This is a genomic window from Streptomyces sp. NPDC086023, from assembly GCF_044540325.1.
GTDB lineage: Bacteria > Actinomycetota > Actinomycetes > Streptomycetales > Streptomycetaceae > Streptomyces.
In genome coordinates, this window is record NZ_JBITRX010000001.1 from 323,761 (window position 1) to 347,540 (window position 23,780).

Sequence of the window (23,780 nt, forward strand, 5' to 3'; positions counted from 1 at the left end):
GACGACATGCTGCTGGTGCCGCTCTACGAGCACCCCGCCGACCGGCCCGAGGACTGGGAGGCCCTGATCCGCGCCGCCGACCTGCTGCGCGCCGTCGTGCTCAACCCGGCCAGCGGGCCGGGCACGGGCGCCGACGAAAGGTTCCTGGCCGTCTGCCACCGGCTCAAGGACGCGGGCGTGCCGGTCCTCGGCTACGTCGACACCGACTACGGCAGGCGCCGCCACGGGGCCGTCGTCCAGGACCTGCTGCGCTACCGCGACTGGTACGGGGCCGACGGCGCCTTCCTCGACCAGGCCGCCGCCGAGGGGGAGTTCCTGCCCCACTACCGGCGGCTGTCGGTCGCCGCCCGGGCCGCCGGCGCGCACACCCTGGTCCTCAACCACGGCGCCCACCCGCACCCCGGGTACGCCGAACTCGCCGACGTACTGGTGACGTTCGAGGGACCCTGGGACGCCTACCAGGCCGTCGAGGTGCCGGAGTGGACCGGCGCGCACCCGCCCGAGCGGTTCTGCCACCTGGTGTACGGGGTGCCGCCGGGCGCCCCGGCCGCCGAACTGGCCCGCCGCCGCGGGGCGGCCGTGCACTGCGCGGTGCCGGGTGCGGGAGCCCACCCCTGGGCCGGGCTGCCGCAGGGGCTCGGAGCGGCCGGATGAGGCGCCTCCTCTGGGCCGTCGTGCCGCTGCTGCTGGCCGTCGCCTGCACCCCGTCCCCGCCGCCCGCCGCGCGCGGCGGTTCCGCGGAGGCGACCGGAGAACGGTGGCGGCCCCGCCCCGGGCTCACCTGGCAGTGGCAGCTCAGCGGCCGCCTCGACCTCTCCGTCGACGCGGAGGTCTACGACGTGGACGGCTTCACGACCACGGCCGCCGAGGTGGCGGCCCTGCACCGGAAGGGCCGCAAGGCGGTCTGCTACCTGTCGGCCGGCGCCTGGGAGGAGTTCCGGCCCGACGCCGGCGACTTCCCGAAGGAGCTGCTCGGCGAGGGCAACGGCTGGGAGGGCGAGCGGTGGCTCGACATCCGGGCCACCGCCCGGCTGGAACCGCTGCTGGCCGAGCGGCTCGACATGTGCCGCGACAAGGGCTTCGACGCCGTGGAGCCCGACAACACCGACGGCTACCGCAACCGCACGGGCTTCCCCCTGACCGCCGCCGACCAGCTCCGCTTCAACCGCCTGATCGCCCGGCTCGCCCACGAGCGGGGCCTGGCCGTGGGCCTGAAGAACGACCTGGACCAGATCCCCGAGCTGGTCGGCGACTTCGACTTCGCGGTGAACGAGCAGTGCGCCGAATACTCCGAGTGCGAGCGCCTGACCCCCTTCGTGAAGGCCGGCAAGGCCGTCTTCCACGCCGAGTACGAACTCCCCGTGGACCGCTTCTGCGCCCGCTCCCGCGCCCTCGGCCTCAGCTCCCTGCTGAAGCGCTACGAGCTCGACGCCTGGCGCCGGACCTGCTGAATCGTGACCTGTACGGCGTTGACTGGCCGGACGGCCGACCGGACAGTGTTCGCACGCTCGGCCACCCGGTGGGAAACGTGACACGACAGGTGCAGCAGGTGCAGGTGCAGGAACAGGACCACGACCACGCCGCGCGCTGCGCCGTCCTCTTCGCGGCGGGCGCCTTCGAGGACGTACGGCGCACGGCCGGCTCGGGACTCGCCGAGCGGGGGCCCGACCCCGTGCTCTACCGCTGGCTGGGCCTGGCCCACGCGGCCGAGGACGAACGCGAGGGCGGCCACGACGCCGAGGCGGAGCTGGCGTACCGCAAGGGGCTCGAACTCGCCGCGGACGATCCCGGCCTGCTGGTCTCGTACCTGCGGCTCTGCCTGCGGGCAGACCCCGTGGACCACCCCGGGCGGGCCGCGCGGGCGACCGCCCTGGAGTGCCGGATCGCGAAGGTCGTGCCGAAGGGCTCGCCGGAGCGCGACCGGGTGGACGAGGTACTGCGCTTCGGCGGCCGGGACTACTGGGAGGACCCGGTCCCGGCCGGGGGCGCCTGCCGGTTTGGCTCCGGGGGACGGGGTTCCCGCCGCTCCGGCTCCGGCGGCCGCGGCCCCTGCCGTTCCGGCTCCCGAAGCCGGGGTGCCCGCCGCGGCGGCCGCGGAAGACGGCGACGCGCCGGTCAGCCCAGGGTCAGGACCACGAGAGCGGTGGTGGCGGCGGCTTCGGCCAGGGCGCCGAACACGTCACCGGTGACCCCGCCGAAGCGGGAGACACAGCGGCGCAGCAGCAGTTCGGACGCGGCCAGCGCGGCCAGGACCGCGACGAGCTGCCGTACCGCCGCGGCCGGACCGAGCGGCAGCGCCGCGGCGGCACAGGCCGGCGCGACGACGGCCACCACGGCCAGGGCAGCCCCCCGCGGGACCACCCCGGCGACGGCGGCGCCCAGCCCCTCCGGCCGGGCCGGCGGCACCCCCGCCCGTGACGCGAGGGTGAGGGCGAGCCGGGCGGCCGCGGCGGCCGCCACGGCGGCGAGCGCACCGTGCGCCCAGCCCTGCCCGTACAGCTCCGCGAGCGCCGCGACCTGCGCGAACAGCACCAGCACCAGGGTGATCACGCCGAACGGCCCGATGTCGGACTGCTTCATGATCCGCAGGGCGTCCTCGGCCGGCTTCCCGCTGCCCAGCCCGTCCGCGGTGTCGGCCAGCCCGTCCAGGTGCAGTCCGCGCGTCAGGGCCGCCGGCACGGCGGCCGTGGCCACCGCGGCGAGCAGCGGCCCGGCCCCGGCGAGCAGCAGCCCCGAGCCCAGCGCCGCCGCGAGCAGCCCCACCGCCAGTCCCGCCAGCGGTGCGCAGAGCATGCCGGCGCGGGCGGCCGGGCGGTCCCAGCGGGTGAGCCGGGCGGGCAGCACGGTGAGGGTGCCGAAGGCGAAGCGCACGCCGTCGGCGAGTGTGGCGGGCCCGGCGGGCGGTGTAGGGCTCATCGCGCGAACGCTACCCGGTGGCCCGACAGGTAAATTGCCTCATAAGGGCCGAATCGGGAGCTGGTGGTATGGGTCACTGGTGGTACCGGAACATCATCGAGCCGGGGAAGCTCCCCATGCTGCTCGCGCTGGTTTCCTTCGTGATGTCCTTCCTGGTGACCCGGATGATCACGCGGTTGATCCGGGCCGGCAAGGGCCCCTTCCGCAACGTCACCCCGGGCGGGATGCACGTCCACCACGTCGTGCCCGGCGTGGTCCTCGTGATCATCGGCGGGTTCGGTGCCATCGGCAGCGCACACCACAGCTTCGGGGCGCTGCTCTCCGCCGTCCTCTTCGGCCTCGGCGCGGGGCTCGTGCTCGACGAGTTCGCGCTGATCCTCCACCTCGACGACGTCTACTGGAGCGAGCAGGGCCGCAAGAGCGTGGAGATCGTGGTCCTGACCGCCGCCCTCGTGGCCCTGGTCCTCGGCGGCTTCCTGCCGTTCGGCGTGAACGAGCTGACGGCCGACGAGCGGCAGAACCGGGGCGTGGTCGTCATCAACACCGCGACCAACTTCTTCCTCGCCCTGGTCGCCCTCTGGAAGGGCAAGCCGCGCACCGCGCTGCTGGGCGTCCTCATCCCGTTCGTGGCACTGATCGGCGCGATCCGGCTGGCCCGGCCCGGCTCCCCGTACGCCAAGAAGTTCTACGCGAGGCGCCCGAAGGCGCGGGCGAGGGCGGGCCTGCGGGCGTACCGCCACGACAAGCGCTGGACCGTGCCCCGGCGCAAGGTCCAGGACTGGATCGGCGGGGCGCCCACCCCGGAGAAGGAGACGGCCCGGCCGGGCTGAGGGCCCGGCCGGGCCGTCGTACGTACTCTCCCCGCGGCGTCAGCCCGGGATCAGCCCGTCGTCGCTCAGCATCTGCCGCACCTCGTCCAGCGACGAGTCCGGCGACGGCAGGATCAGCTCCGACGGCTCCAGGGCGTCGTCCGGCAGCGGGGTTCCCAGCTCCCGCACCTTGTCCAGCAGGGCGCACAGGGTCCGGCGGAAGCCTGCCTCGTCGCCGCCCTCCATCTCTTCGAGCAGCTCGTCGTCCAGCCCGTTCAGCTCGGCGACATGGCTGTCGTCCAGCCTGACCTGGCCTTCCCCCATGATGCGGACAATCATGACGGGCCCCTGTCCTACTGCTTGTCGAACCGGTGCTGGGAGTGCGACTGCTGCGACGGGTCGGCGGCGCCGCCCTCGATGGCGGGCTTCGGCGCGGAGCCGCCCGCCAGCTCGGCCTTCATCCGCTGGAGTTCGAGCTCCACGTCCGTACCGCCGGAGAGGCGGTCGAGTTCGGCCTGGATGTCGTCCTTGCCGCCCAGTCCGCTCTGGTCGTCGAGCGCGCCCGAGGCCAGCAGCTCGTCGATCGCGCCGGCGCGGGCCTGGAGCTGCGCGGTGCGGTCCTCGGCGCGCTGGATCGCCAGGCCGACGTCGCTCATCTCCTCGGAGATGCCGGAGAAGGACTCCGCGATCCGGGTCTGCGCCTGGGCCGCGGTGTAGGTGGCCTTGATGGTCTCCTTCTTCGTGCGGAAGGCGTCCACCTTGGCCTGGAGGCGCTGCGCCGCAAGCGTCAGCTTCTCCTCCTCGCCCTGCAGGGTCTGGTGCTGCACTTCCAGGTCGGAGACCTGCTGCTGGAGGGAGGCGCGGCGGGACAGCGCCTCGCGCGCCAGGTCCTCGCGGCCCAGGGCGAGGGCCTTGCGGCCCTGGTCCTCCAGCTTGGCGGACTGCCCCTGGAGCTGGTTGAGCTGGAGTTCGAGGCGCTTGCGGGAGGTCGCGACGTCCGCGACGCCCCGGCGCACCTTCTGGAGCAGCTCCAGCTGCTTCTGGTACGAGTAGTCGAGGGTTTCGCGCGGGTCCTCGGCCCGGTCAAGGGCTTTGTTCGCCTTCGCGCGGAAGATCATCCCCATACGCTTCATGACACCGCTCATGGGCTTCGCGCGCCCCCTTCTGACGACTTCAGGTCCAGGACTCCGACATCACCCACAGTACGGGCCCTGCCTCCATTACCGCACTGTTCGAGCCCGGATGCGCTCCTCCTCCAGGACGACTGCGCTCGGCGGACGTCCGGCCTGAGGAGTAGGTGACACCAGGACCCGGCACCGGGGTAGACGCCCGTCGTTGCCGGATCGTTCCCCGGCGAGGTGGGGTCCATGCCGCACACCCCGTACCCTTGGGTTCTGTGTTTGGTAGCCGTTCCTCCAAGGATGAGAAGGCGTCCGCCACCGACAAGGTGAGCGACGACCTCTCCAAGCAGCCCCGTGACCCGCAGGCGCCCAAGGGCCGCCCGACGCCCAAGCGCGCCGTGGCCCAGTCGCAGCGCAAGGCGGTCGTGGCCTCGACCGGAAACCGCAAGGAGGACGCGAAGCGGGCACGCGAGCGTCGCCGTGCGGAGCTGTCGCGCCAGCGCGAAGCCCTCGCCTCCGGCGACGAGCGTTACCTCCCCGCACGCGACAAGGGCCCCGTGCGGCGCTTCGTCCGCGACTACGTGGACTCCCGCTACTCGGTCGCCGAGATGTTCCTGCCGCTGGCGGTGATCATCCTGGTGCTGAGCATGATCCGTCAGCCGGCCATCCAGAACGTCGCGCTGCTGCTGTGGCTCGCGGTCATCGCGCTGATCATCGTCGACTCGATCGGCCTGGTCTTCCGCCTCCGCAAGGCCCTGAACCAGCGCTTCCCCGACGAGCCGAAGCGCGGGGCGGTCCCGTACGGCCTGATGCGCACCCTCCAGATGCGTCGCCTGCGCCTGCCGAAGCCGCAGGTCAAGCGCGGAGAGCGGCCCTGAGTACGGCCGACGAGGCGGTAGCCGCACCGGCCGGGACCACGGTCCCGGCCCAGCCGGGCCCCCCGGCCGCGGCTCCGGCGACGGTTCCGGCGACCGTCGGCACGGCTCCGCGTCCGCCCGTCCGCCCGTCCGGTTTCAGCGGTGGCGCCGACGCCTGGCTGGCCGGGCTCAAGGGTCTGCGCAACACCGTCCGCCAGGAGCTGGTCGCGCGCCAGGTCGAGGAGCAGATCACCGCCCGCTACCCGGTCGGGCAGCGGCTGCGGATCCTCGACGTCGGCATGGGCCAGGGCACCCAGGCCCTGCGGCTCGCCCGGGCCGGCCACAAGGTCACCGGACTCGAGTCCGACCCCGGCATGCTCCAGGTGGCCAAAGACGCCCTCGCCGGCGAGCCCGCCGGCATCCGGGAGCGGGTCCGCTTCATGGAGGGCGACGGCCGCGAGACCGGCGCGCACTTCCTGCCGGGCAGCTTCGACGTGGTGCTCTGCCACGGGGTGCTGATGTACGTCCCCGAGCCCGACGCCATGCTGGCGGCACTGGCCCGGATGCTGGCCCCCGGCGGCCTGCTCTCGCTGCTGGTCCGCAACGCCGACGCGCTGGCCATGCGGCCGGGGCTGAGCGGCGACTGGGCGGGAGCCCTGGCGGCCTTCGACACCGACGCGTACACGAACCGGCTGGGCCTGCCCGTACGGGCCGACCGGCTGGACGCCCTCACCTCCACCCTGTCCGGCATCGGCGCGCCGCTGCACGCCTGGTACGGGGTGCGGGTCTTCACGGACACGGTCGGCAACGAGGTGGAACTCCCGGCCGCGGAGGAGCTGGAGCGGCTGCTGGCCGCCGAGGACCGCGCCGGACGCGTGGACCCCTACCGCGGGGTGGCGGCGCTGCTGCACCTCTGCGGGGTCCGCGGTCAGTGACCCGACGGCTGGGTGCCGCCCCCGGTGGGGCCACACCCAGCCGGTGCGGGCGTTACGACGCTTCCGCCGCCTCGCGCAGGGACATCACGTACAGCTCGGTCCCGTTGTCATCGCTGAGCGCGACCTTCTCGGCCCCGCCCTCCAGCAGTTTCTCCCAGACCTCGCCGATCCACGACTCGGCGTCCCCCTGCGTGGTGAACTCCTCGGGCTCCACCGCCGGGGCCGTCTCCGTGCCCTGCGCGTCCTCGAACCGCCACGTCCACGCCATGCCCGCCTCCGATGCTCGTCCGTACGCGTCGGCTGTACGCAGTCCAGCCTGCCCGCAGCGTAGCCGGGTGCGCACGGGTTGCGGGGACGCGGGAGGATCATCCACGTGGAACTGACTCTCCTCGGTACCGGGGCGCCCGACGGGCTGCCCCGCCCCGGCTGCCCCTGCGCCGCCTGCGCCGCCGCCGTCGGCCCGCTGGCCCGGGCCGCCACCGCGCTGCTCGTGGACGGTGCGCTGCTGCTCGACCTCACCCCCGGGGCGGCGCTGGCCGCCGCCCGTGCCGGGCACTCGCTCTCCGGGGTGCGGCAGGTGCTGCTGACCCATCCGCACGACGGGCCTGCCGTGGAGCTGCCGCCCGGGCTGCCGACCGCGGTCCGGGTGCCGGACGGGCGCGAGCTGGCGGTGATCAGCGGGCACCGGGTGCGGGCCGTGCCGATGGACTCGCCGGGTACGGGGTACGAGGTGGCCGGCCCGGACGGGGAGCGGCTGCTGTACCTGCCGCCCGGCGGATCCCCGGCCGGGGCCGGCGGAGCGGGCGGGCGCGGGGACCGGGCGTACGACCTGGTCGCCATGGACGTGGTGGGGCGCCCCGACGCGCTGGCCCGGCTGCGGGCCGCGGGTGCGGTGGGGCCGGCCACCGACGTCGTCGCCGTCCACGTCGGCCACGAGGTGCCGCCGGGCGCGGAGCTGGACCGGCGGCTGGCGGCGGCCGGGGCCCGGGCGGTGCCGGACGGCACGACCCTCGTGGTGGGGGAGTACCACGCGGTCCCCGACGTGCCGCGCCGGACGCTGGTGCTGGGCGGGGCGCGCTCGGGCAAGTCCGTGGAGGCCGAGCGGCGCCTGGAGTCCTTCCCGACGATCGAGTACGTCGCCACCGGCGGCACCCGCGAGGGCGACCCCGACTGGGCGGCCCGGATCACCCTGCACCGCGACCGCCGCCCCGGCTCCTGGCGCACCTCCGAGACCTGCGAACTCGCACCGCTGCTGGCCGCCGACGGCCCGCCGCTGCTGATCGACTGCCTGGCCCTGTGGCTCACCGACGCGATGGACCGGGTCGGCGCGTGGGACGACGGCACCTGGGCGGAGAGCGGCCGCGCGGCGCTCGGCGAGCGGGTGGCGGAGCTGGTCGCCGCGGTCCGGGCGACGGGCCGTCAGGTGGTGCTGGTCAGCAACGAGGTGGGCTCGGGCGTCGTCCCGGCCACCGCCTCGGGCCGCCGGTTCCGGGACGAACTGGGGCGCCTGAACGCGGCGGTGGCGGCCGAGTGCGAGCAGGTGCTGCTGGTGGTCGCGGGCCAGGCGCTGGTCCTGCGCGGGTGACGGCCGCGACAGGGCGCCGGGCGGGGCGCTGAGCGGGCCCGGCCGCCTGTACTGTTCGGCAGATGAGCAGGCTGAACCTCGACGACTTCTCCGATCTGATCGAGCGCCCCGACGCGGGCGTGCGGCGTGACGCCGAAGAACGCCGTGAACGGCTGGCCGTGCCGCCCGGCTCCCTGGGGCGGCTCGACGAACTCGCCGAGTGGCTCGCCGCCGCGCAGGCCGCCGTACCGGTCAAGCCGGTCGAGCACCCGCGGGTCGTGCTCTTCGCGGCCGACCACGGGGTGGCCTCGCTCGGCGTCTCCGCGCGCCCGGCCGGCTCGGCCCACGAGCTGGTCCGCAGGGTGCTGGACGGCGAGAGCCCCGTCTCGGTGCTCGCCCGCCGCCTCGGCGCCGGAGTCCGGGTCGTCGACGCGGGCCTGGACTGCGAGCCGGAGCTGCTGCCCGAGGAGGTCGTGCGCCACCGGGTCCGCCGGGGCAGCGGACGGATCGACGTGGAGAACGCCCTCACCGCCGAAGAGGCGGAGGCCGCGCTCCGCATGGGCATCGCCCTGGCCGACGAGGAGGCCGACGCCGGCACCGACCTCGTGGTCCTCGGCGACCTGAGCGTCGGCGGCACCACCGTCGCCGCCACCCTGATCGCGGCCCTGTGCGGCACGGACGCCTCCGTGGTCACCGGCCGCGGTGGCGCGACCATCGACGACCTGGCCTGGATGCGCAAGTGCGCCGCGATCCGCGACGCGCTGCGGCGGGCCCGGCCCGTGCTGGGCGACCAGATCGAGCTGCTCGCGGCGGTCGGCGGCGCCGACGTCGCGGCCATGACCGGCTTCCTGCTCCAGTGCGCGGTCCGCCGTACGCCGGTGATCCTCGACGGCGTGGTCTCCGCGGCCTGCGCCCTGGTGGCCCAGCGGGCCGCGTTCCGCGCCCCGGACTGGTGGCTGGCGGGCCAGGCGAGCGGCGAACCGGGACAGGGCAAGGCATTGGACCGCATGGCACTCAACCCGTTGCTCGACCACGGCGTCACAGTAGGAGAAGGAACCGGGGCGTTGCTCGCGCTCCCCCTCGTCCAGGCGGCCGCCGCACTCGCTGCGGAGCTGCCCGTGCGTGAGGTGGAGGAGACGCACTGAGCTGCGGGGAACCGGCGCTGACCACGCCGGTTCCCGTGCTCTCATGTGAAGGATGATGCCCCATATCATCGCTTTTCATGGGAGAAGTCCGTTTGGCTACCGATATGACCGACCGGAAGACCGCCGGTGGGGACTCGGTCCGGGGGGAGAGCCGGGACACCGGCCGGAGCACCGGCCCGGGCACCGGCGCGAGCAGTGAGCGGGCGCGCCGCAGCGCGTCGTTCGCCGTCTGGTACCTCCGCACCGTCGCGTTCGTCAACTTCCTCAGCGCGGTCTGGGTGTCCCTCGGGGCCGACCTCCGCCGGCACAACTCCGAGGACTACTTCACCCCGTACATGCTGACGGCGGGCTTCGCCTCCGGCCTGTTCACCCTCTTCCTCGCGGTGACCATGCGCCGCCGCAAGCGCGCGGCGTGGATCCTCAACCTGGTGCTCAGCGGACTGCTGCTGGCCCTCTTCGCGTACGTCTGCGCCGTCTTCCCGGAGTTCCGGGCGCACCCGCAGAACTGGGTCTCCCTCGTCCTGACCGCCGCCTTCGTCGCCGCGCTGCTGCTGGGCCGCCGCGAGTTCTACGCCAAGGGCGACCGCTCCAACCCGAGGCTCGCCGCCGCCGTCGCCGTGCTGGGCCTGCTGGTCACCTCGCTGGCCGCCGCCCTGCTCGTGGGCGCCACCAACGCGACGCCCGAGCACGCCGAGGCCTCGTTCATGCACCGCTGGCGGTACGGCGTGATGCGCCTGGTCACGCTGGCCACCGACGACTCCGCGTACCCCGGCATCAACACCCCCGGCTGGGTCGACGTCGCCATCAACGTGATGTCCACCCTGCTGCTCCTGGCCGTCCTGTACGCGGCCTTCCGCTCCCGCAGGGCGGTCGACCCCCTCACCGAGGACGACGAGGAGCGGCTGCGCGCGCTGCTGGCCCGGCAGGGCGACCGCGATTCCCTCGGCTACTTCGCGCTGCGCCGCGAGAAGAGCGTCATCTGGTCGCCCACCGGCAAGGCCGCCGTCACCTACCGCGTCGTGGGCGGCGTGTCCCTCGCCTCCGGCGACCCCATCGGCGACCCCGAGGCCTGGCCGGGCGCCATCGAGCCCTGGCTGGCCGAGGCCCGCGAACACGGCTGGGTGCCGGCCGTCATGGGCGCGAGCGAGGAAGCCGGCACGGTCTACGCGCGCCACGGCCTGGACGCCCTCGAACTCGGCGACGAGGCCATCGTCGAGACCGACGAGTTCACCCTCGAAGGCCGCGCCATGCGCACCGTCCGGCAGGCCTACAACCGGGTCAAGCGGGCCGGCTACGAGGTCCGCATCCGCCGGCACGCCGACATCCCGGCCGACGAGATGGACGAGCTGCTGCGCCGCGCCGACGACTGGCGCGACGGTGCGACCGAGCGCGGTTTCTCCATGGCGCTGGGCCGGCTGGGCGACCCCGCCGACGGCCAGTGCGTGATGCTGGAGTGCACCGACGCCGAGGGCGAGCTGCGGGCCCTGCTGTCCTTCGTCCCCTGGGGCCCCAAGGGCCTCTCGCTCGACCTGATGCGCCGTGACCGCGACTCCGAGAACGGCCTGATGGAGTTCATGGTCATCGAACTCCTCCAGCGCTCCCGGGAGATCGGCACCACCCAGGTCTCCCTCAACTTCGCCATGTTCCGCTCCGTCTTCGAGCGCGGCTCACGCCTGGGCGCGGGCCCGGTGCTGCGCCTGTGGCGCTCGCTGCTCTCCTTCTTCTCGCGCTGGTGGCAGATCGAGTCCCTCTACCGGGCCAACGCCAAGTACCGGCCCATCTGGGAACCGCGGTTCATGCTCTTCGAGAAGAGCTCCGACCTGCTGCGGATCGGGATCGCGGCGGGCCGTGCGGAGGGCTTCCTCGAAGCTCCGGGCCTTCCGAAGTGGGTTCACCGCAGACATCTGGAGAGCAAGCGTTGAGGGAGTTCGCCCGCCGCGAGTGGGGGCCGCTCTACCGGACGGTCCGGGAGGCCCTCGTCACCCGCGGGTGGCGCGCCGTTCCGATGACCCTGGGCGCGGTGGCCCTCACCTCGGTGTTCCAGATCGTCCAGAACCAGCCGTGGGGCTTCCGCCCCGTCCAGAACCTCGGCTCGGTGCACGCCACCGACCCGCTGTGGCTCGCCCTGCTGCGGACGCCGCTCTCGCTCTTCGTGCCGGCCCTGGACCTGCCGGTCTGGGGTGCGCTCGCGCAGATACTGCTGGTCTTCGGCATCGCGGAGATCTGCATCGGCTGGTGGCGGACGCTGCTGGTCGGGTACGTCGCCACGCTCGCCGGCACCACGTACGCGCGGATCGGCATCGCCCTGGGCCCCGACCACCCGCTCGGCCTGCCGGCGTCCGACAAGCTGGTCAACGACACCGGCCCGTCGGCGGCGGTGGTCGGCCTGGCGGTCTTCGTCTGCTGGCGCTACCGGGCGTACGTGACGGGCGGCCTGGTGATCCTGCTGATGGTGGGCGAGATCCTGGTCAAGAACAACCTGGCGGGCAAGGAGCATCTGGCCGCCATCACGGCGGTCCTGGTCCTGATCGCCGTCCGCGTCGCGATCTGGGGCCCGCCCCCGGTGCCGCCGGCCGTGGCGGCCGCCCGCGCGTCCCTCCCGTAGCCCCGCCGGGTCCCGCCCCCCTCCGCAGCCGCGGCGACGTCCCCCGCCCCGGCGCGGTACCGAGTGCGCCACCCGGCACCGGTCCCGTGCCGGGTGCCGGTCCCGGTCGGGGGCGGTGGGGGAGCTGCCGCGGGGGGCCGGCCGGAACCCGTACCCTCTCCCGGTGAGCACCCCACTGGCCCCCGGCCTCGCCCCCACCCGCCACTGGATGCGCCGCCATCCCCTGGCGATGGACGCAGTCCTGGCCCTCGGCGTGCTCGTCGCCATGGTGCTCGGCTCCTTCGTGGAACCCTCCGGCATCCACGGCCGCCCCACCTTCGGCACCCGCACCCCCGACCTCCCCAGCCTGACCCTGATGCTCATCGGGGCCACCGCACTGGTCTTCCGTCGCCGCCGGCCCAAGGCCGTGCTCGCCGCCACCTGCGCGGTGTCCCTCATCGAGCTGTTCGCAGGACCGCCCCGCGCACCCGTCCCCATGTGCGCCGTCGTCGCGCTCTACACGGTGGCCGCCAGCACCGACCGGCCCACCACCTGGCGGGTCGGCCTGCTCACGATGACCGGCCTCACCGCCGTGGCCATGCTCGTCGGACCGCTGCCCTGGTACGCCCAGGAGAACCTCGGCATCTTCGCCTGGACCGGCATGGCCGCCGCCGCGGGCGACGCCGTCCGCAGCCGGCGCGCCTTCGTCGACGCCATCCGCGAGCGCGCCGAACGCGCCGAACGCACCCGCGAGGAGGAGGCCCGCCGACGGGTCGCCGAGGAGCGCCTGCGCATCGCCCGCGACCTGCACGACGTGGTCGCCCACCACATCGCCCTGGTGAACGTCCAGGCCGGGGTCGCCGCGCACGTCATGGACAAGCGCCCCGACCAGGCCAAGGAGGCCCTGGCCCACGTCCGCGAGGCGAGCCGCTCGGCGCTCAACGAGCTGCGGGCCACCGTCGGCCTGCTCCGCCAGTCCGGGGACCCGGAGGCGCCCACGGAGCCCGCTCCCGGCCTCGGCGTGCTCGACGAGCTGGTCGACACCTTCCGCCACGCCGGGCTGCCGGTCGAGGTGGCCAGGGACCGTACGGACGCCCCGCTCCCCGCCTCGGTCGACCTGGCCGCGTACCGCGTCATCCAGGAGGCGCTGACCAACGTACGCAAGCACGCCGGCCCCGACGCCCGGGCCGAGGTCAGCGTGGTCCGCGTGGGCCGCACGGTGGAGATCACCGTCCTCGACGCCGGCGCCGGCGCCGCCGACACCGCCGCCCCCGCCCCCGTTCCCGGCCCCGCCCCCGAACCCGGCGGCGGCCACGGCCTGCTCGGCATGCGCGAACGCGCCACCGCGCTCGGCGGCACCTGCACCGCGGGCCCCCGCTTCGGCGGCGGCTGGCGCGTCCATGCGATCCTGCCCCTGGAGACCGCGGGGGAGGAACGATGACGATCCGGGTGCTGCTGGCCGACGACCAGGCCCTGCTGCGCAGCGCGTTCAAGGTGCTGGTGAACTCCGAGGCCGACATGCAGGTCGTCGGGGAGGCCTCCGACGGCGCCGAGGCCGTCCGGCTGGCCAAGGAACAGGCCGCCGACGTGGTGCTGATGGACATCCGCATGCCCGGCACCGACGGGCTCACCGCCACCCGCATGATCAGCGCCGACCCCGAGCTGGCGGGCGTACGGGTCGTGATGCTGACCACCTTCGAGGTGGACGAGTACGTCGTCCAGTCACTGCGCGCGGGTGCCTCCGGCTTCCTCGGCAAGGGCGCGGAACCCGAGGACCTCCTCGGCGCCATCCGGATCGCGGCCGCCGGCGAGGCCCTGCTCTCACCGGCCGCCACCAAGGGCCTGATCGCGAAGTTCCTGGCCCAGGGCGGCGGTTCGGTCTCCGGACCCGCCCAGGGCCAGCACGCCGAGCGGATGGCCGCGCTGACCGGCCGGGAGCGCGAGGTCCTCGTCCACGTCGCGGCAGGCCTGTCCAACGACGAGATCGGCGGGCGGCTGGAGGTCAGCCCCCTCACGGTCAAGACCCACGTGAACCGGGCCATGGCCAAGCTCGGCGCCCGAGACCGGGCCCAACTGGTGGTCATCGCCTACGAATCGGGACTTGTCCGCCCCCGCGTGGACTAGTCCGCCCGTTCCGGGGCAAGCCGGACGAGCGGTGAACCCCGCCCCACGGGTGGGGAGTACACCCCCGTACTCCAACCGCGGTATGCGGGAGATAAGGAAAGGGACCTGGGGGCGAGGATCCGGCCCCGGTGGATGGCCGAAGGTGGAGTCTGGGCGGCTCCGTACGCCCGACGCCCTGCCTGATCCGCCACGGAAGAGAGACCTCCACCCATGTCCTGGCTGTCCCGCTTCAGCCTCGCGCAACGGGCCCTGATCGGACTCGTCTCGATCGTCGCGCTCGTCTTCGGCGCCATCGCCATCCCGCAGCTCAAGCAGCAACTGCTGCCCTCCATAGAACTGCCCATGGTCTCGGTGCTCGCCCCCTACCAGGGCGCGTCCCCCGACGTGGTGGAGAAGCAGGTCGTCGAGCCCCTCGAAAGCACCATCAAGGCCGTCGACGGCATCACCGGCGTGACCTCCACCGCCAGCGAGGGCAACGCCCTCATCATGGCGACCTTCGACTACGGCGACAGCGGCACCAAGCAGCTCGTCGCCGACGTCCAGCAGGCGGTCAACCGGGCCCGCGCCCGGCTGCCCCAGGAGGTCGACCCGCAGGTCGTCGCCGGCTCCACCGACGACATCCCGACCGTCGTCCTCGCCGTCACCTCCGGCAAGGACCAGCAGGCCCTCGCCGACCAGCTGGAGCGCACCGTCGTCCCCGTCCTCCAGGACATCGAGGGCGTCGGCCAGGTCAGCGTCGACGGCGTCCAGGACCTCCAGGTCACCGTCTCCCCGGACCCGGCGAAGCTCGCCGCCAGGGGACTCGACTCGGGCGCGCTCGCCCAGGCCCTCCAGGCCGGCGGCGCGACCTTCCCGGCCGGCTCCTTCGACGAGGAGGGCCAGAACCGCACCGTCCGCGTCGGCACCGGCTACACCTCGCTGAAGCAGCTGGAGGACCTGCGCCTGTCGGCAGGTCCCGGCAAGCCGGTCACCCGCCTCGGCGACGTCGCCGCGGTGAAGCAGGAGCCGTCCGCAGCCGTCTCCATCACCCGCACCAACGGCAAGCCCAGCCTCGCCGTCGTCGTCACCATGGACAAGGACGGCAGCGCCGTCGCCATCTCCGACGCCGTCAAGGACAAGCTGCCCGGCCTGCGCGCCGACCTCGGCTCCGGCGCCGAGCTGACCGTCGTCAGCGACCAGGGCCCGGCCGTCTCGAAGTCCATCTCCAGCCTCACCACCGAGGGCATGCTCGGCCTGCTCTTCGCGGTGATCGTGATCCTGGTCTTCCTGGCCTCGCTCCGCTCGACCCTGGTCACCGCGGTCTCCATCCCGCTCTCGGTCGTCCTCGCGCTGATCGTCCTGTGGACCCGCGACCTGTCGCTCAACATGCTGACGCTGGGCGCCCTCACCATCGCCATCGGCCGCGTCGTCGACGACTCGATCGTGGTCCTGGAGAACATCAAGCGCCACCTCGGCTACGGCGAGGAGCGCGAGAGCGCCATCATCACCGCCGTGAAGGAGGTCGCCGGTGCGGTCACCTCCTCCACGCTGACCACCGTCGCGGTCTTCCTGCCCATCGGCCTGGTCGGCGGCATGGTCGGCGAGCTGTTCGGCTCGTTCTCCCTCACCGTCACCGCCGCGCTGCTGGCCTCGCTGCTGGTCTCGCTGACGGTCGTCCCCGTCCTGTCGTACTGGTTCCTGCGCGCCCCGAAGGGCACCGACCCGGCCGACGCCGCGAGCGCCGCGGCCGCCCGGGCCGCCGCCGAGGAGAAGGAGGCCCGCAGCCTCCTGCAGCGCTCGTACGTTCCCGTGCTGCGGTTCGCGACCCGTCGCCGCATCACCTCCGTGGTCATCGCCCTCGTGGTGCTCTTCGGCACCTTCGGCATGGCGCCCCTGCTGAAGACCAACTTCTTCGACCAGGGCGAGCAGGAGGTCATGTCGGTCAAGCAGGAGCTGCCGCCCGGCACCTCCCTCGCCGCCTCCGACGAGGCCGCGCGCAAGGTCGAGAAGGTCCTCGACTCCGTCAAGGGCGTCAAGGACTTCCAGGTCACCGTCGGCTCCTCCGGCTTCCTCGCGGCCTTCGGCGGCGGTACGGGGTCCAACCAGGCCCAGTACCAGATCACCCTGGAGGACTCCGCGGCGTTCGAGGACACCCGCGACCGCCTCCAGGCGGAGCTGGACAGGCTCGACGGCATCGGCGAGACGAACATCGCCGCCGGCGACGGCTTCGGCAACCAGAACCTCAAGGTCGTGGTGAAGGCCGGCGACGCCGCCGTCCTCAAGCAGGCCACCGAGCAGGTGCGCAAGGCCGTCGCCAACCTGAAGAACGTCAGCGACGTCCAGAGCGACCTCTCGCAGTCCGTGCCCCGCATCTCCGTCAGCGCCACCCCGAAGGCCGCCGAACTCGGCCTGAACCAGGCCGCCCTGGGCCAGCTCGTCGCCCAGTCCGTCCGCGGCAACCCGGTCGGCAAGGCCGTCCTGGACGACACCGAGCGCGACATCGTGGTCCGCTCGGCCCGCCCGGCCACCACCCTGGCCGAGCTCAGGGCGCTGCCCGTCGGCCCGCTGAAGCTCGGCGACGTCGCCACCGTCGAACTGGTCCCCGGACCGGTCTCGATGACCCGCATCGACGGCGCCCGCGCCGCCACCATCACCGCCCGCCCGGACGGCGACAACACCGGCGCGGTCAGCGCCGCCCTCCAGACCGAGCTGAAGAAGCTGGACCTCCCCGAGGGCGCCACCGCCGCCATCGGCGGCGTCTCGGAGGACCAGGACGACGCCTTCGCCTCCCTCGGCCTGGCGATGCTCGCGGCCATCGCGATCGTCTTCATGCTGCTGGTCGCGACCTTCCGGTCGCTCGTCCAGCCGCTGATCCTGCTGGTCTCCATCCCGTTCGCCGCCACCGGCGCGATCGGCCTGCTGATCGCCACCGGCACCCCGATGGGCGTCCCGGCGATGATCGGCATGCTGATGCTGATCGGCATCGTGGTCACCAACGCGATCGTGCTGATCGACCTGATCAACCAGTACCGGGCCCAGGGCCTGGGCGTGGTCGAGGCCGTCGTCGAGGGCGGCCGGCACCGGCTGCGCCCGATCCTGATGACCGCCCTGGCGACGATCTTCGCGCTGCTCCCGATGGCGCTCGGCGTCACCGGCGAGGGCGGGTTCATCTCGCAGCCGCTCGCCGTGGTCGTCATCGGCGGCCTGATCACGTCGACGCTGCTGACCCTGCTGCTCGTGCCGACCCTCTACGCGATGGTCGAGCTCCGCAAGGAGCGCCGCCGGGACAGGCGCGCGGCGAAGCGCGCCAAGAAGGCCGGCACGGTCCCGGCCCCCGCCGCCGCGGCGGACGACGCGCCGGAGTCGGTCACGGTCTGACCCCCGTACGAAGCCCCCGCCCCCTCACCGAGAGGCGAGAGGGGGCGGGGGCCTCTTCGTACGCCCGGGGCGGGTCAGACCAGCTCCAGGAACTCCCGTGCGGCGTCCCGCACCGCGAACAGCAGGCTGCGCTGCACGGCCACCGGGTCGAGGATCCGGCCCGCGCCCACGAAGGAACCCGACCGGGCGTCGTACGAGCGCCGCGGCCAGTTCTCGCAGCAGTCGCGCACGATCCTCTCCGCGTCGCCGCCGCTGTTCGCCGCGATCACCCGAACCGGCGCCGTCAGAGCCTTCCCCAGCGCCCTGGTCACCACCCGCTCCTCGGCCTGCCCGGGCAGAGACAGCTTGCGCTCGCCGAGCACGGCCAACGCGTGCGCGGCCCCGGCCACGACGCCCTCGCGCACGACAAGGTGGCCGATCCTGACGGCCTTGTCCACCCTGGCGGCGGTCGCGCTCCAGGCGGCCTCGGCGGTCCCGGCGACACGGAGCAGGACCACCTGGTGGGTCAGCCGGGCCGCGCGCTCCCTCAGCCACGCCTGGCGGACCGGGTCCGTCTCGAAAGGCAGATCGCCGTAGAGCCGTTCGACCAGGTCGGTCACCCGCTGAGGGCTGGCGGGCTCTCCCTGAAGCACGGTCACCGCGCCGTCCGACCGCACCTCTCCGTCGAGCCAGCCCAGTGACTGCCGTCCCGCGGTCCGCAGAGCATCTCCCGAGTCGAGCACCCGGCCTCCGGTGATCAAGGTGAGATCCCGCAGCTGCTGCCGCAACCGCTGCCCCTGGTGGGGCACCCGGACTCCGAGGCTGCGCCACTGCGCGAGCCGCCCGGCCACCTCGGGGCTGATCTCCGGGGCGACGAGGAGGAGCGAGAAGTCCCTCTCCAGGATGCTGGCCGGGGGCAGCTGGTCCAGATGCGTCACGGGGCCCGCGACCAGCGCGACGCGCGGCTTGACCAGACTCCGCGGTGGCTGGTGGGGGTCGATGGCCCCCCGGTCCGAGAGGTACCCGCCGTCCAGCACGTAGCCGCCGCTGAATCCCAGGCTCACCGCTCCGGGAGCCTCGCCCGGTGCCCGTGGGCCCGGGTGGACGGACACGATCCCGCCGTCGCCCAGCCCGTGCACTGCCTTGGCCACCGTCATCGTGGCCTGGTCGTCGCCCACGACCGTGCGCAGCGCGCGGTGGACGACGGTCAGGTCCTCGCCGCCGTCGGGGCGCCGCAGCATCGTCAGCCCGACGAGTTCCCGATCCGCCATCTCGAAGACCGCGTCCAGCGCCCGGGCCAGCCGGACCGGGTGGGCGCCTTCCGCGAGGTCGGCGAGGAGGGCCCGTACGAAGGCGTCGAAGACCAGTATGGCGCCGGCCGTGCCGTCTCCGACCTCCCGCTCCATCCGCTCCACCAGCGAGGTCACCAGCCCGTGGCCCAGTGCCTGGTAGCCGCTCGGGGGTGCCAGCCGCGCCACCACCTCGGCGGTGACCTGGCTGCGGAACGCCGGCCCGTCCTCGCCCGGCAGGACGAAGGGCCGGCCGTTGGGGCCGTAGGTGCGGTGCAGCGCCAGCGCCGTCCGCTCGATCCCGGCGTACAGCTCCGCGCCCACCGTGCCGCCCATCGGGCGCGGCGACCGGGAGGCGGTGGGGGCGGTGCCGTCGGCGCGCCGGGCGATCTTGAGGGTGCCCTTGCCGCCCAGTACCCAGCGCAGCGGGGTCTGGGGGGCCTCGGCCTCCAGCATCTCGTCCAGGACGTGGTTGTAGAGGTCCTCGGCGGAGACCTCGCCGTCGCCGTCCTGGTCGGCCCGGCCGGAGGCCAGGCCCTCGACCACGGCCCGGGTGAAGACCGACAGCTGCCCGCGGCCGGTCTGGGTGGCCTGCTCCGCGTCCTCCTCCCAGGCCTGCTGGAGTTCGTCCGTGGCGGTGATCACCACGATGCCGGTGCCGTCGGACTCCCTCGGCACCAGCGGTCCGTCCGGCGCCCGGAACTGCTCCCGCAGGTGCACGGTGGTGTCGCCCTTGGCGCCGGGCCGGAAGGCCCCGCTGTAGCAGCAGTCGAGCAGTACGAGGATCCTGCGGGCGCGGCAGCCGTTCAGCAGGTCGTTGAGGACCGTCGCCGGCAGCGAGCTGGTCTTCAGCAGGTCCTTGTCCGTGTTGCGGGCCGCGAAGTACAGCTCCAGCTTCGAGTTCTTGATGCCGTGGCAGGACAGGTACAGCAGCAGCTGGTCGTCCGCCTTCCGCGCGGCGAAGAACTTCTCGATGGCGCCGCCGACCACGTGGGCCGGCTCGTCCAGGACGGTCTGGACCGCGTAGTTGCCGATCGAGGGGTCGGCCAGCACCCCGGCGAGCGCGTCGGCGTCCCGGCCGGGGGCGGTGAGCGGCTTGAGGCGGGCGTCCTCGTACGTCGACGTCGCGATGACCAGTGCGTCACGCACCGCCATCGATCGCCCCCCGGCCCTGCTCGGGGAGCCGCTCCGCGGCCGGCGCCGCGGACTGGGCGATGAAGTGGTCCAGCAGCTGCTGGCGCTGCGCCCTGGTCAGCCCGGAGGCGGCGTACTCGTTCCCGCCGATCTTGACCCACACCCGGCGGGAGGCCGCCCACTGCACCCAGCCCTCGAACGCCGTCAGGAGGGCGGGGAAGAGGGTGGGGCCGACCGTGACGGCCAGTTCGGTGAGCGAGGCCAGGCCCTCCGACTTGGAGCCGGGGGCGGCCTCGGCGGCCCTGGGCGCCACCTCGTCCACGCCCAGCTCTTCCAGCAGGGCCTGGACCTCCGCGCGGGCCTCCTCCTGTCCGCGCGCGTCGGCGTCCTCGCCCGCGTCGACCAGGACCTCGATGGACTGCGTCGTCGTCATCGTGAACTCCCCTCGTATGGGGGGAGGTTATGGGAAAGGGGCACCCCTGGGGGTGCCCCTTTCACCAACGGGTGCGGCCGGTCGCGTCACGGCGCGCGCGGCCGCTACGGCAGCGCCAGCATCCGCTCCAGCGCCAGCTTGGCGAAGCTCTCGGTCTCCTTGTCGACCTGGATCTGGTTGACGAGGTTGCCCTCGGCCAGGGACTCCAGGGTCCACACCAGGTGGGGGAGGTCGATGCGGTTCATCGTCGAGCAGAAGCAGACCGTGCGGTCGAGGAAGACGACTTCCTTGTCCTCGGCGGCGAATCGATTCGCCAGCCGCTTGACCAGGTTCAGCTCGGTGCCGATGGCCCACTTGGAGCCGGCCGGGGCCGCCTCCAGCGCCTTGATGATGTACTCGGTCGAGCCGACGTAGTCGGCCGCGGCGACGACCTCGTGCTTGCACTCGGGGTGCACCAGGACGTTGACGCCCGGGATGCGCTCGCGCACGTCGTTGACCGAGTCCAGGCTGAACCGGCCGTGCACCGAGCAGTGCCCGCGCCACAGGATCATCTTCGCGCCGCGCAGCTCCTCGGCGGTCAGGCCGCCGTTGGGCTTGTGCGGGTTGTAGACCACGCAGTCCTCCAGCGACATGCCCATGTCGCGGACGGCCGTGTTGCGGCCCAGGTGCTGGTCCGGCAGGAAGAGCACCTTCTCGCCCTGCTCGAAGGCCCACTCCAGGGCCTTCTTCGCGTTCGAGGACGTACAGATGGTGCCGCCGTGCTTGCCGGTGAAGGCCTTGATGTCGGCGGAGGAGTTCATGTACGAGACGGGCACGACCTGCTCGGCGACGCCGGCCTCGGTCAGCACGTCCCAGCACTCGGCGACCTGCTCGGCGGTGGCCATGTCGGCCATCGAGCAGCCCGCGGCGAGGTCGGGGAGGACCACCTTCTGGGCGTCGCCCGTCAGGATGTCCGCGGACTCGGCCATGAAGTGCACGCCGCAGAAGACGATGTACTCGGCCTCCGGCCTGGCCGCGGCGTCGCGGGCCAGCTTGAAGGAGTCGCCGGTCACGTCGGCGAACTCGATGACCTCGTCGCGCTGGTAGTGGTGGCCGAGGATGAAGACCTTGTCCCCGAGCTTCTCCTTGGCCGCGCGGGCCCGCTCCACCAGGTCCGGGTCGGACGGCGACGGCAGGTCACCGGGGCACTCCACGCCGCGCTCGCTCTTCGGATCGGCCTCGCGGCCGAGCAGGAGCAGGGCGAGAGGTGTGGGCTGGACGTCGAGGTCCTGCCGGGTCTGGGCGGTGGTCACGAGACACGCACCCTTTCTGTTCTGCGGATGCGTTGCGCTCCGCTGAGCTCACTTCTCGTCTACTTGACGTTATCTATCATAACCGCTTCACGTCAGTTTGACGATGGATGATTGTGTCGATGTGACGAATTCGCCCGCCCGGTCAGGCGGCTCCACGGGCGCGCGAGTGTGTGCGAGCATGAATATCTGAAACAAGCGTCAGGCCCGGAATGAATCCGCGGCCCCGTCGGTTCCTATCGACGGCAAGAGTCCGACGTTTCCCTGCCCCGGCGGGGAGCCGCCCACTTCGGGAGTGAATGCAGATGTCCGTTCAGGACGACAAGACCACTGTGAGCGACGGCATCCTCCTGTCCGACGCCGCCGCGGCCAAGGTCAAGGCCCTGCTGGAGCAGGAAGGCCGCGACGACCTGGCGCTGCGCGTCGCCGTCCAGCCCGGTGGCTGCTCGGGCCTGCGCTACCAGCTCTTCTTCGACGAGCGCTCCCTCGACGGTGACGTCGTCAAGGACTTCGACGGCGTCAAGGTCGTCACCGACCGCATGAGCGCCCCGTACCTGGGCGGCGCCTCGATCGACTTCGTCGACACCATCGAGAAGCAGGGCTTCACGATCGACAACCCGAACGCCACGGGCTCCTGCGCCTGCGGCGACTCCTTCAGCTAAGCCTGGAGAGAACCCCCAGCACGCGCCGAGGGCGGCGGTACCGGCACCGGTACCGCCGCCCTCGGCGCGTGTCCTTCGGTCCTTCTCGGAGACGCCCCTACCTGCTGCGCGGCAGTTCCTTGCCCGTGGTGGCGTCCACCACCTCGCGGCCGCCCAGCGGCCGATCCAGCGTCACCGTCAGCGACGTCTCCTGGGCGATCAGGATGCAGGCCCGGCCCGGCTCGCGGGGCGTGTCGGTGATCTTGACCGTCACCGTCTTGGGGTGCTCCCGCACCTGGGCCGCGTACGTGCTGCACACCCCGCCCCAGAAGTGCACCGTCAGCTTCCGGCCGTCCTCCTGGTACGAGAACCCCGGCACCGTCCCCACCGGACCCGGCCGCACCTCGTCCTCACCCTCCAGCGCGACCTGCGCCACCGTGTGCCCCGGCCCGCCGTCCCGGCCGGCCACCTCGAACAGCCAGGCCGGCACCAGCTGCCGCGGCCCGGGGCCGGAGCGGGGGGCCAGCCCCAGCACGGCCCGCTCGACCGTCTCGCGGCGCGGCTGCTTCGGCAGGGCGGTGCCCGGCTCGCACGGATCGGGCACCGACGGAGCCGCCCCGTCCGTCCCGGAGTCCGCGCCCGGCTCCGCGCCGGTGTCCGGCACCGGGGTCGCGCAGCCGGCGACCTCCGCACCGGACCGCGCCGCGTTCAGCCGGTCCAGGGCCTGCTGCGCACCCACCACCGGCTTCTCGCCGTTGCGCACCGGCGCCTTCAGGTTCCCGTCGGCCTTGGCCACCGCGCCGTCCGGGCCGACCAGCACCGTGGTCCGCCAGCCCGAGGTGGGCAGCCCGCCGATCACCGGATCGGCGTTCACCACCCGCAGCGAGCCCTGGACCTGCCGCGCGTCGAGCTTCGCTCCGTCCTGGCCGGCGGCCTTCAGCACCGGCACCGCCGCCGCCCTGGCCGCCGCCTCACCCACCGGGGACCGCCCGTCGCCCTCCGGGGGCGTCACCGGGCCGCAGGTGTCCTTCCCCTTCCGGCAGCTGTCGCCGCCCCCCGACCGGTACGCCGTGTACGTCCACGTCCCGGGGGCCTCGCGGGTCACCGTGAGGCGCGGGCCGTCGGGGTCGCGCACCACCCCGGCCTGCCACTGCCCGCCCGACAGCCGGGGCTCGCCCTCGATGCCGAGGGCCGCCGCGAGCCGGGCCACCTCCTCCTTGGTCACCTCGCCGGTGACGTCGTACGCCGGAGCCCTGCCCGGACCCTCGGGCAGCGTGCCCTCCGCCACGTACACCACACCGCCGCCCGACGGGTCGGGCTCGCCCGGCGCGATGCCCGGCGGGGGAGTGTCCGCCGCGCCCTGCCGGGCGGCCGTGGCCGTGTCGCCGAGCGCGGCCCGGGGGTCGCCGCCCGCCGAGGTCGCCGCCCACCAGGCGCCGCCGCCCGCCAGCAGCACCGTCGCCGCCGCCGCGACCAGGACCGGCCCCGGCCGACGGCGTACCCGGCCGGTGTGCTCGCCCGCCCGCTCGTCTTCGCTGCTCACCGCATCGCTCCTTCGCCCGTCCACGGGACCGTGGTGCGTATGGGACGAAAGACTGGAGCA

22 protein-coding genes are annotated in these 23,780 nt (G+C 73.5%); 13 read left to right on the forward strand and 9 right to left on the reverse strand.

What is annotated here, in order from left to right; translation table 11 throughout:
- Positions 1-6: 6 nt before the first annotated feature.
- Together ACIF6F_RS01450 and ACIF6F_RS01455 are read left to right on the forward strand one after the other, a co-directional pair.
- The gene (locus tag ACIF6F_RS01450; protein WP_399939573.1) at positions 7-654 is read left to right on the forward strand and encodes a spherulation-specific family 4 protein; all 648 of its coding nucleotides are present in this window, start codon (positions 7-9) and stop codon (positions 652-654) included.
- The gene (locus tag ACIF6F_RS01455; RefSeq protein WP_399939576.1) at positions 651-1,451 is read left to right on the forward strand and encodes an endo alpha-1,4 polygalactosaminidase; all 801 of its coding nucleotides are present in this window, start codon (positions 651-653) and stop codon (positions 1,449-1,451) included. Before ACIF6F_RS01450 ends, ACIF6F_RS01455 begins: the two co-directional genes overlap by 4 nt.
- Here the strand turns inward: ACIF6F_RS01455 and ACIF6F_RS01460 are convergent.
- Together ACIF6F_RS01460 and ACIF6F_RS01465 are read right to left on the reverse strand one after the other, a co-directional pair.
- Positions 1,418-1,843 (reverse strand): hypothetical protein, encoded by a 426-nt coding sequence (locus tag ACIF6F_RS01460; protein WP_399939579.1) that lies wholly within the window; start codon positions 1,841-1,843, stop codon positions 1,418-1,420. The genes ACIF6F_RS01455 and ACIF6F_RS01460 overlap by 34 nt on opposite strands.
- Positions 1,844-2,115: 272 nt before the next feature.
- Positions 2,116-2,916, reverse strand: coding sequence for an adenosylcobinamide-GDP ribazoletransferase (locus ACIF6F_RS01465; RefSeq protein ID WP_399939581.1), 801 nt, complete (start codon positions 2,914-2,916; stop codon positions 2,116-2,118).
- Positions 2,917-2,984: 68 nt separating this feature from the next.
- On the opposite strand from ACIF6F_RS01465, the gene ACIF6F_RS01470 reads away from it, so the two are divergent.
- Positions 2,985-3,746, forward strand: a complete 762-nt coding sequence (locus ACIF6F_RS01470) for a hypothetical protein (RefSeq protein WP_399939583.1) — start codon at positions 2,985-2,987, stop codon at positions 3,744-3,746.
- 39 nt (positions 3,747-3,785) lie between these two features.
- Here ACIF6F_RS01470 and ACIF6F_RS01475 read toward each other — a convergent pair whose 3' ends face one another.
- Together ACIF6F_RS01475 and ACIF6F_RS01480 are read right to left on the reverse strand one after the other, a co-directional pair.
- Positions 3,786-4,064, reverse strand: coding sequence for a hypothetical protein (locus ACIF6F_RS01475; RefSeq protein ID WP_399939585.1), 279 nt, complete (start codon positions 4,062-4,064; stop codon positions 3,786-3,788).
- Positions 4,065-4,078: 14 nt separating this feature from the next.
- On the reverse strand, positions 4,079-4,870 hold the full coding sequence (locus tag ACIF6F_RS01480) for a PspA/IM30 family protein (protein ID WP_399939587.1): 792 nt from the start codon (positions 4,868-4,870) through the stop codon (positions 4,079-4,081).
- Between the two features lie 242 nt (positions 4,871-5,112).
- On the opposite strand from ACIF6F_RS01480, the gene ACIF6F_RS01485 reads away from it, so the two are divergent.
- Positions 5,113-5,724: a DUF3043 domain-containing protein gene (locus tag ACIF6F_RS01485; RefSeq protein WP_399939590.1), complete on the forward strand. Its 612-nt coding sequence runs from the start codon at positions 5,113-5,115 to the stop codon at positions 5,722-5,724.
- Positions 5,725-5,882: 158 nt separating this feature from the next.
- On the forward strand, positions 5,883-6,638 hold the full coding sequence (locus ACIF6F_RS01490) for a class I SAM-dependent methyltransferase (protein ID WP_399940515.1): 756 nt from the start codon (positions 5,883-5,885) through the stop codon (positions 6,636-6,638).
- A 52-nt stretch (positions 6,639-6,690) separates the two neighbouring features.
- Here the strand turns inward: ACIF6F_RS01490 and ACIF6F_RS01495 are convergent, their stop codons facing one another.
- Positions 6,691-6,906, reverse strand: coding sequence for a hypothetical protein (locus ACIF6F_RS01495; protein ID WP_399939593.1), 216 nt, complete (start codon positions 6,904-6,906; stop codon positions 6,691-6,693).
- A 105-nt stretch (positions 6,907-7,011) separates the two neighbouring features.
- Here ACIF6F_RS01495 and ACIF6F_RS01500 point away from each other — a divergent pair, with 105 nt between their 5' ends.
- The 7 genes from ACIF6F_RS01500 (at position 7,012) to ACIF6F_RS01530 (ending at position 17,412) form a co-directional block, all read left to right on the forward strand.
- Positions 7,012-8,223 carry a bifunctional adenosylcobinamide kinase/adenosylcobinamide-phosphate guanylyltransferase gene (locus tag ACIF6F_RS01500; RefSeq protein WP_399939596.1) on the forward strand — a complete coding sequence of 404 codons (1,212 nt, stop codon included), beginning with the start codon at positions 7,012-7,014 and terminating at the stop codon, positions 8,221-8,223.
- 62 nt (positions 8,224-8,285) lie between these two features.
- Positions 8,286-9,347, forward strand: a complete 1,062-nt coding sequence (gene cobT / locus ACIF6F_RS01505) for a nicotinate-nucleotide--dimethylbenzimidazole phosphoribosyltransferase (protein WP_399939598.1) — start codon at positions 8,286-8,288, stop codon at positions 9,345-9,347.
- A gap of 104 nt (positions 9,348-9,451) precedes the next feature.
- Positions 9,452-11,269: a phosphatidylglycerol lysyltransferase domain-containing protein gene (locus ACIF6F_RS01510; protein ID WP_399939601.1), complete on the forward strand. Its 1,818-nt coding sequence runs from the start codon at positions 9,452-9,454 to the stop codon at positions 11,267-11,269.
- On the forward strand, positions 11,266-11,952 hold the full coding sequence (locus ACIF6F_RS01515; RefSeq protein ID WP_399939604.1) for a hypothetical protein: 687 nt from the start codon (positions 11,266-11,268) through the stop codon (positions 11,950-11,952). The genes ACIF6F_RS01510 and ACIF6F_RS01515 overlap by 4 nt, the downstream gene beginning before the upstream one ends.
- 208 nt (positions 11,953-12,160) lie before the next feature.
- Entirely contained in the window at positions 12,161-13,372 is a 1,212-nt protein-coding gene (locus ACIF6F_RS01520; RefSeq protein WP_399940518.1) for a sensor histidine kinase, read from the forward strand.
- On the forward strand, positions 13,369-14,055 hold the full coding sequence (locus ACIF6F_RS01525) for a response regulator (protein WP_399939606.1): 687 nt from the start codon (positions 13,369-13,371) through the stop codon (positions 14,053-14,055). Before ACIF6F_RS01520 ends, ACIF6F_RS01525 begins: the two co-directional genes overlap by 4 nt.
- Before the next feature lie 210 nt (positions 14,056-14,265).
- Complete coding sequence (locus tag ACIF6F_RS01530) at positions 14,266-17,412, forward strand: efflux RND transporter permease subunit (protein WP_399939608.1); 3,147 nt, start codon at positions 14,266-14,268, stop codon at positions 17,410-17,412.
- 74 nt (positions 17,413-17,486) lie between these two features.
- Here ACIF6F_RS01530 and ACIF6F_RS01535 read toward each other — a convergent pair whose 3' ends face one another.
- From ACIF6F_RS01535 to nadA, 3 genes are all read right to left on the reverse strand, one after another.
- Complete coding sequence (locus tag ACIF6F_RS01535; RefSeq protein ID WP_399939610.1) at positions 17,487-19,835, reverse strand: TCP-1/cpn60 chaperonin family protein; 2,349 nt, start codon at positions 19,833-19,835, stop codon at positions 17,487-17,489.
- Positions 19,822-20,247: a hypothetical protein gene (locus tag ACIF6F_RS01540; protein ID WP_399939613.1), complete on the reverse strand. Its 426-nt coding sequence runs from the start codon at positions 20,245-20,247 to the stop codon at positions 19,822-19,824. The genes ACIF6F_RS01535 and ACIF6F_RS01540 overlap by 14 nt, the downstream gene beginning before the upstream one ends.
- A 104-nt stretch (positions 20,248-20,351) precedes the next feature.
- Entirely contained in the window at positions 20,352-21,539 is a 1,188-nt protein-coding gene (gene nadA, locus ACIF6F_RS01545; RefSeq protein ID WP_399939616.1) for a quinolinate synthase NadA, read from the reverse strand.
- A gap of 302 nt (positions 21,540-21,841) precedes the next feature.
- On the opposite strand from nadA, the gene ACIF6F_RS01550 reads away from it, so the two are divergent.
- Entirely contained in the window at positions 21,842-22,198 is a 357-nt protein-coding gene (locus tag ACIF6F_RS01550) for an iron-sulfur cluster assembly accessory protein (protein WP_125640545.1), read from the forward strand.
- A 97-nt stretch (positions 22,199-22,295) separates the two neighbouring features.
- On the opposite strand, the gene ACIF6F_RS01555 is transcribed toward ACIF6F_RS01550, so the two are convergent.
- A complete protein-coding gene (locus ACIF6F_RS01555; protein WP_399939617.1) occupies positions 22,296-23,720 on the reverse strand; it encodes a hypothetical protein in 1,425 nt (474 codons plus the stop codon).
- Between the last annotated feature and the right edge of the window lie 60 nt (positions 23,721-23,780).

Bases quoted from the DNA above. Each gene is read 5' to 3' on its own strand.
- ACIF6F_RS01450 (WP_399939573.1), top strand. From the start codon at position 7: ATGCTGCTGGTGCCGCTCTACGAGCACCCCGCCGACCGGCCCGAGGAC.
- ACIF6F_RS01455 (WP_399939576.1), top strand. From the start codon at position 651: ATGAGGCGCCTCCTCTGGGCCGTCGTGCCGCTGCTGCTGGCCGTCGCC.
- ACIF6F_RS01465 (WP_399939581.1), bottom strand. From the start codon at position 2,916: ATGAGCCCTACACCGCCCGCCGGGCCCGCCACACTCGCCGACGGCGTG.
- ACIF6F_RS01470 (WP_399939583.1), top strand. From the start codon at position 2,985: ATGGGTCACTGGTGGTACCGGAACATCATCGAGCCGGGGAAGCTCCCC.
- ACIF6F_RS01475 (WP_399939585.1), bottom strand. From the start codon at position 4,064: ATGATTGTCCGCATCATGGGGGAAGGCCAGGTCAGGCTGGACGACAGC.
- ACIF6F_RS01480 (WP_399939587.1), bottom strand. From the start codon at position 4,870: ATGAGCGGTGTCATGAAGCGTATGGGGATGATCTTCCGCGCGAAGGCG.
- ACIF6F_RS01495 (WP_399939593.1), bottom strand. From the start codon at position 6,906: ATGGCGTGGACGTGGCGGTTCGAGGACGCGCAGGGCACGGAGACGGCC.
- cobT (WP_399939598.1), top strand. From the start codon at position 8,286: ATGAGCAGGCTGAACCTCGACGACTTCTCCGATCTGATCGAGCGCCCC.
- ACIF6F_RS01510 (WP_399939601.1), top strand. From the start codon at position 9,452: ATGACCGACCGGAAGACCGCCGGTGGGGACTCGGTCCGGGGGGAGAGC.
- ACIF6F_RS01520 (WP_399940518.1), top strand. From the start codon at position 12,161: ATGCGCCGCCATCCCCTGGCGATGGACGCAGTCCTGGCCCTCGGCGTG.
- ACIF6F_RS01525 (WP_399939606.1), top strand. From the start codon at position 13,369: ATGACGATCCGGGTGCTGCTGGCCGACGACCAGGCCCTGCTGCGCAGC.
- ACIF6F_RS01530 (WP_399939608.1), top strand. From the start codon at position 14,266: ATGTCCTGGCTGTCCCGCTTCAGCCTCGCGCAACGGGCCCTGATCGGA.
- ACIF6F_RS01535 (WP_399939610.1), bottom strand. From the start codon at position 19,835: ATGGCGGTGCGTGACGCACTGGTCATCGCGACGTCGACGTACGAGGAC.
- ACIF6F_RS01540 (WP_399939613.1), bottom strand. From the start codon at position 20,247: ATGACGACGACGCAGTCCATCGAGGTCCTGGTCGACGCGGGCGAGGAC.
- ACIF6F_RS01550 (WP_125640545.1), top strand. From the start codon at position 21,842: ATGTCCGTTCAGGACGACAAGACCACTGTGAGCGACGGCATCCTCCTG.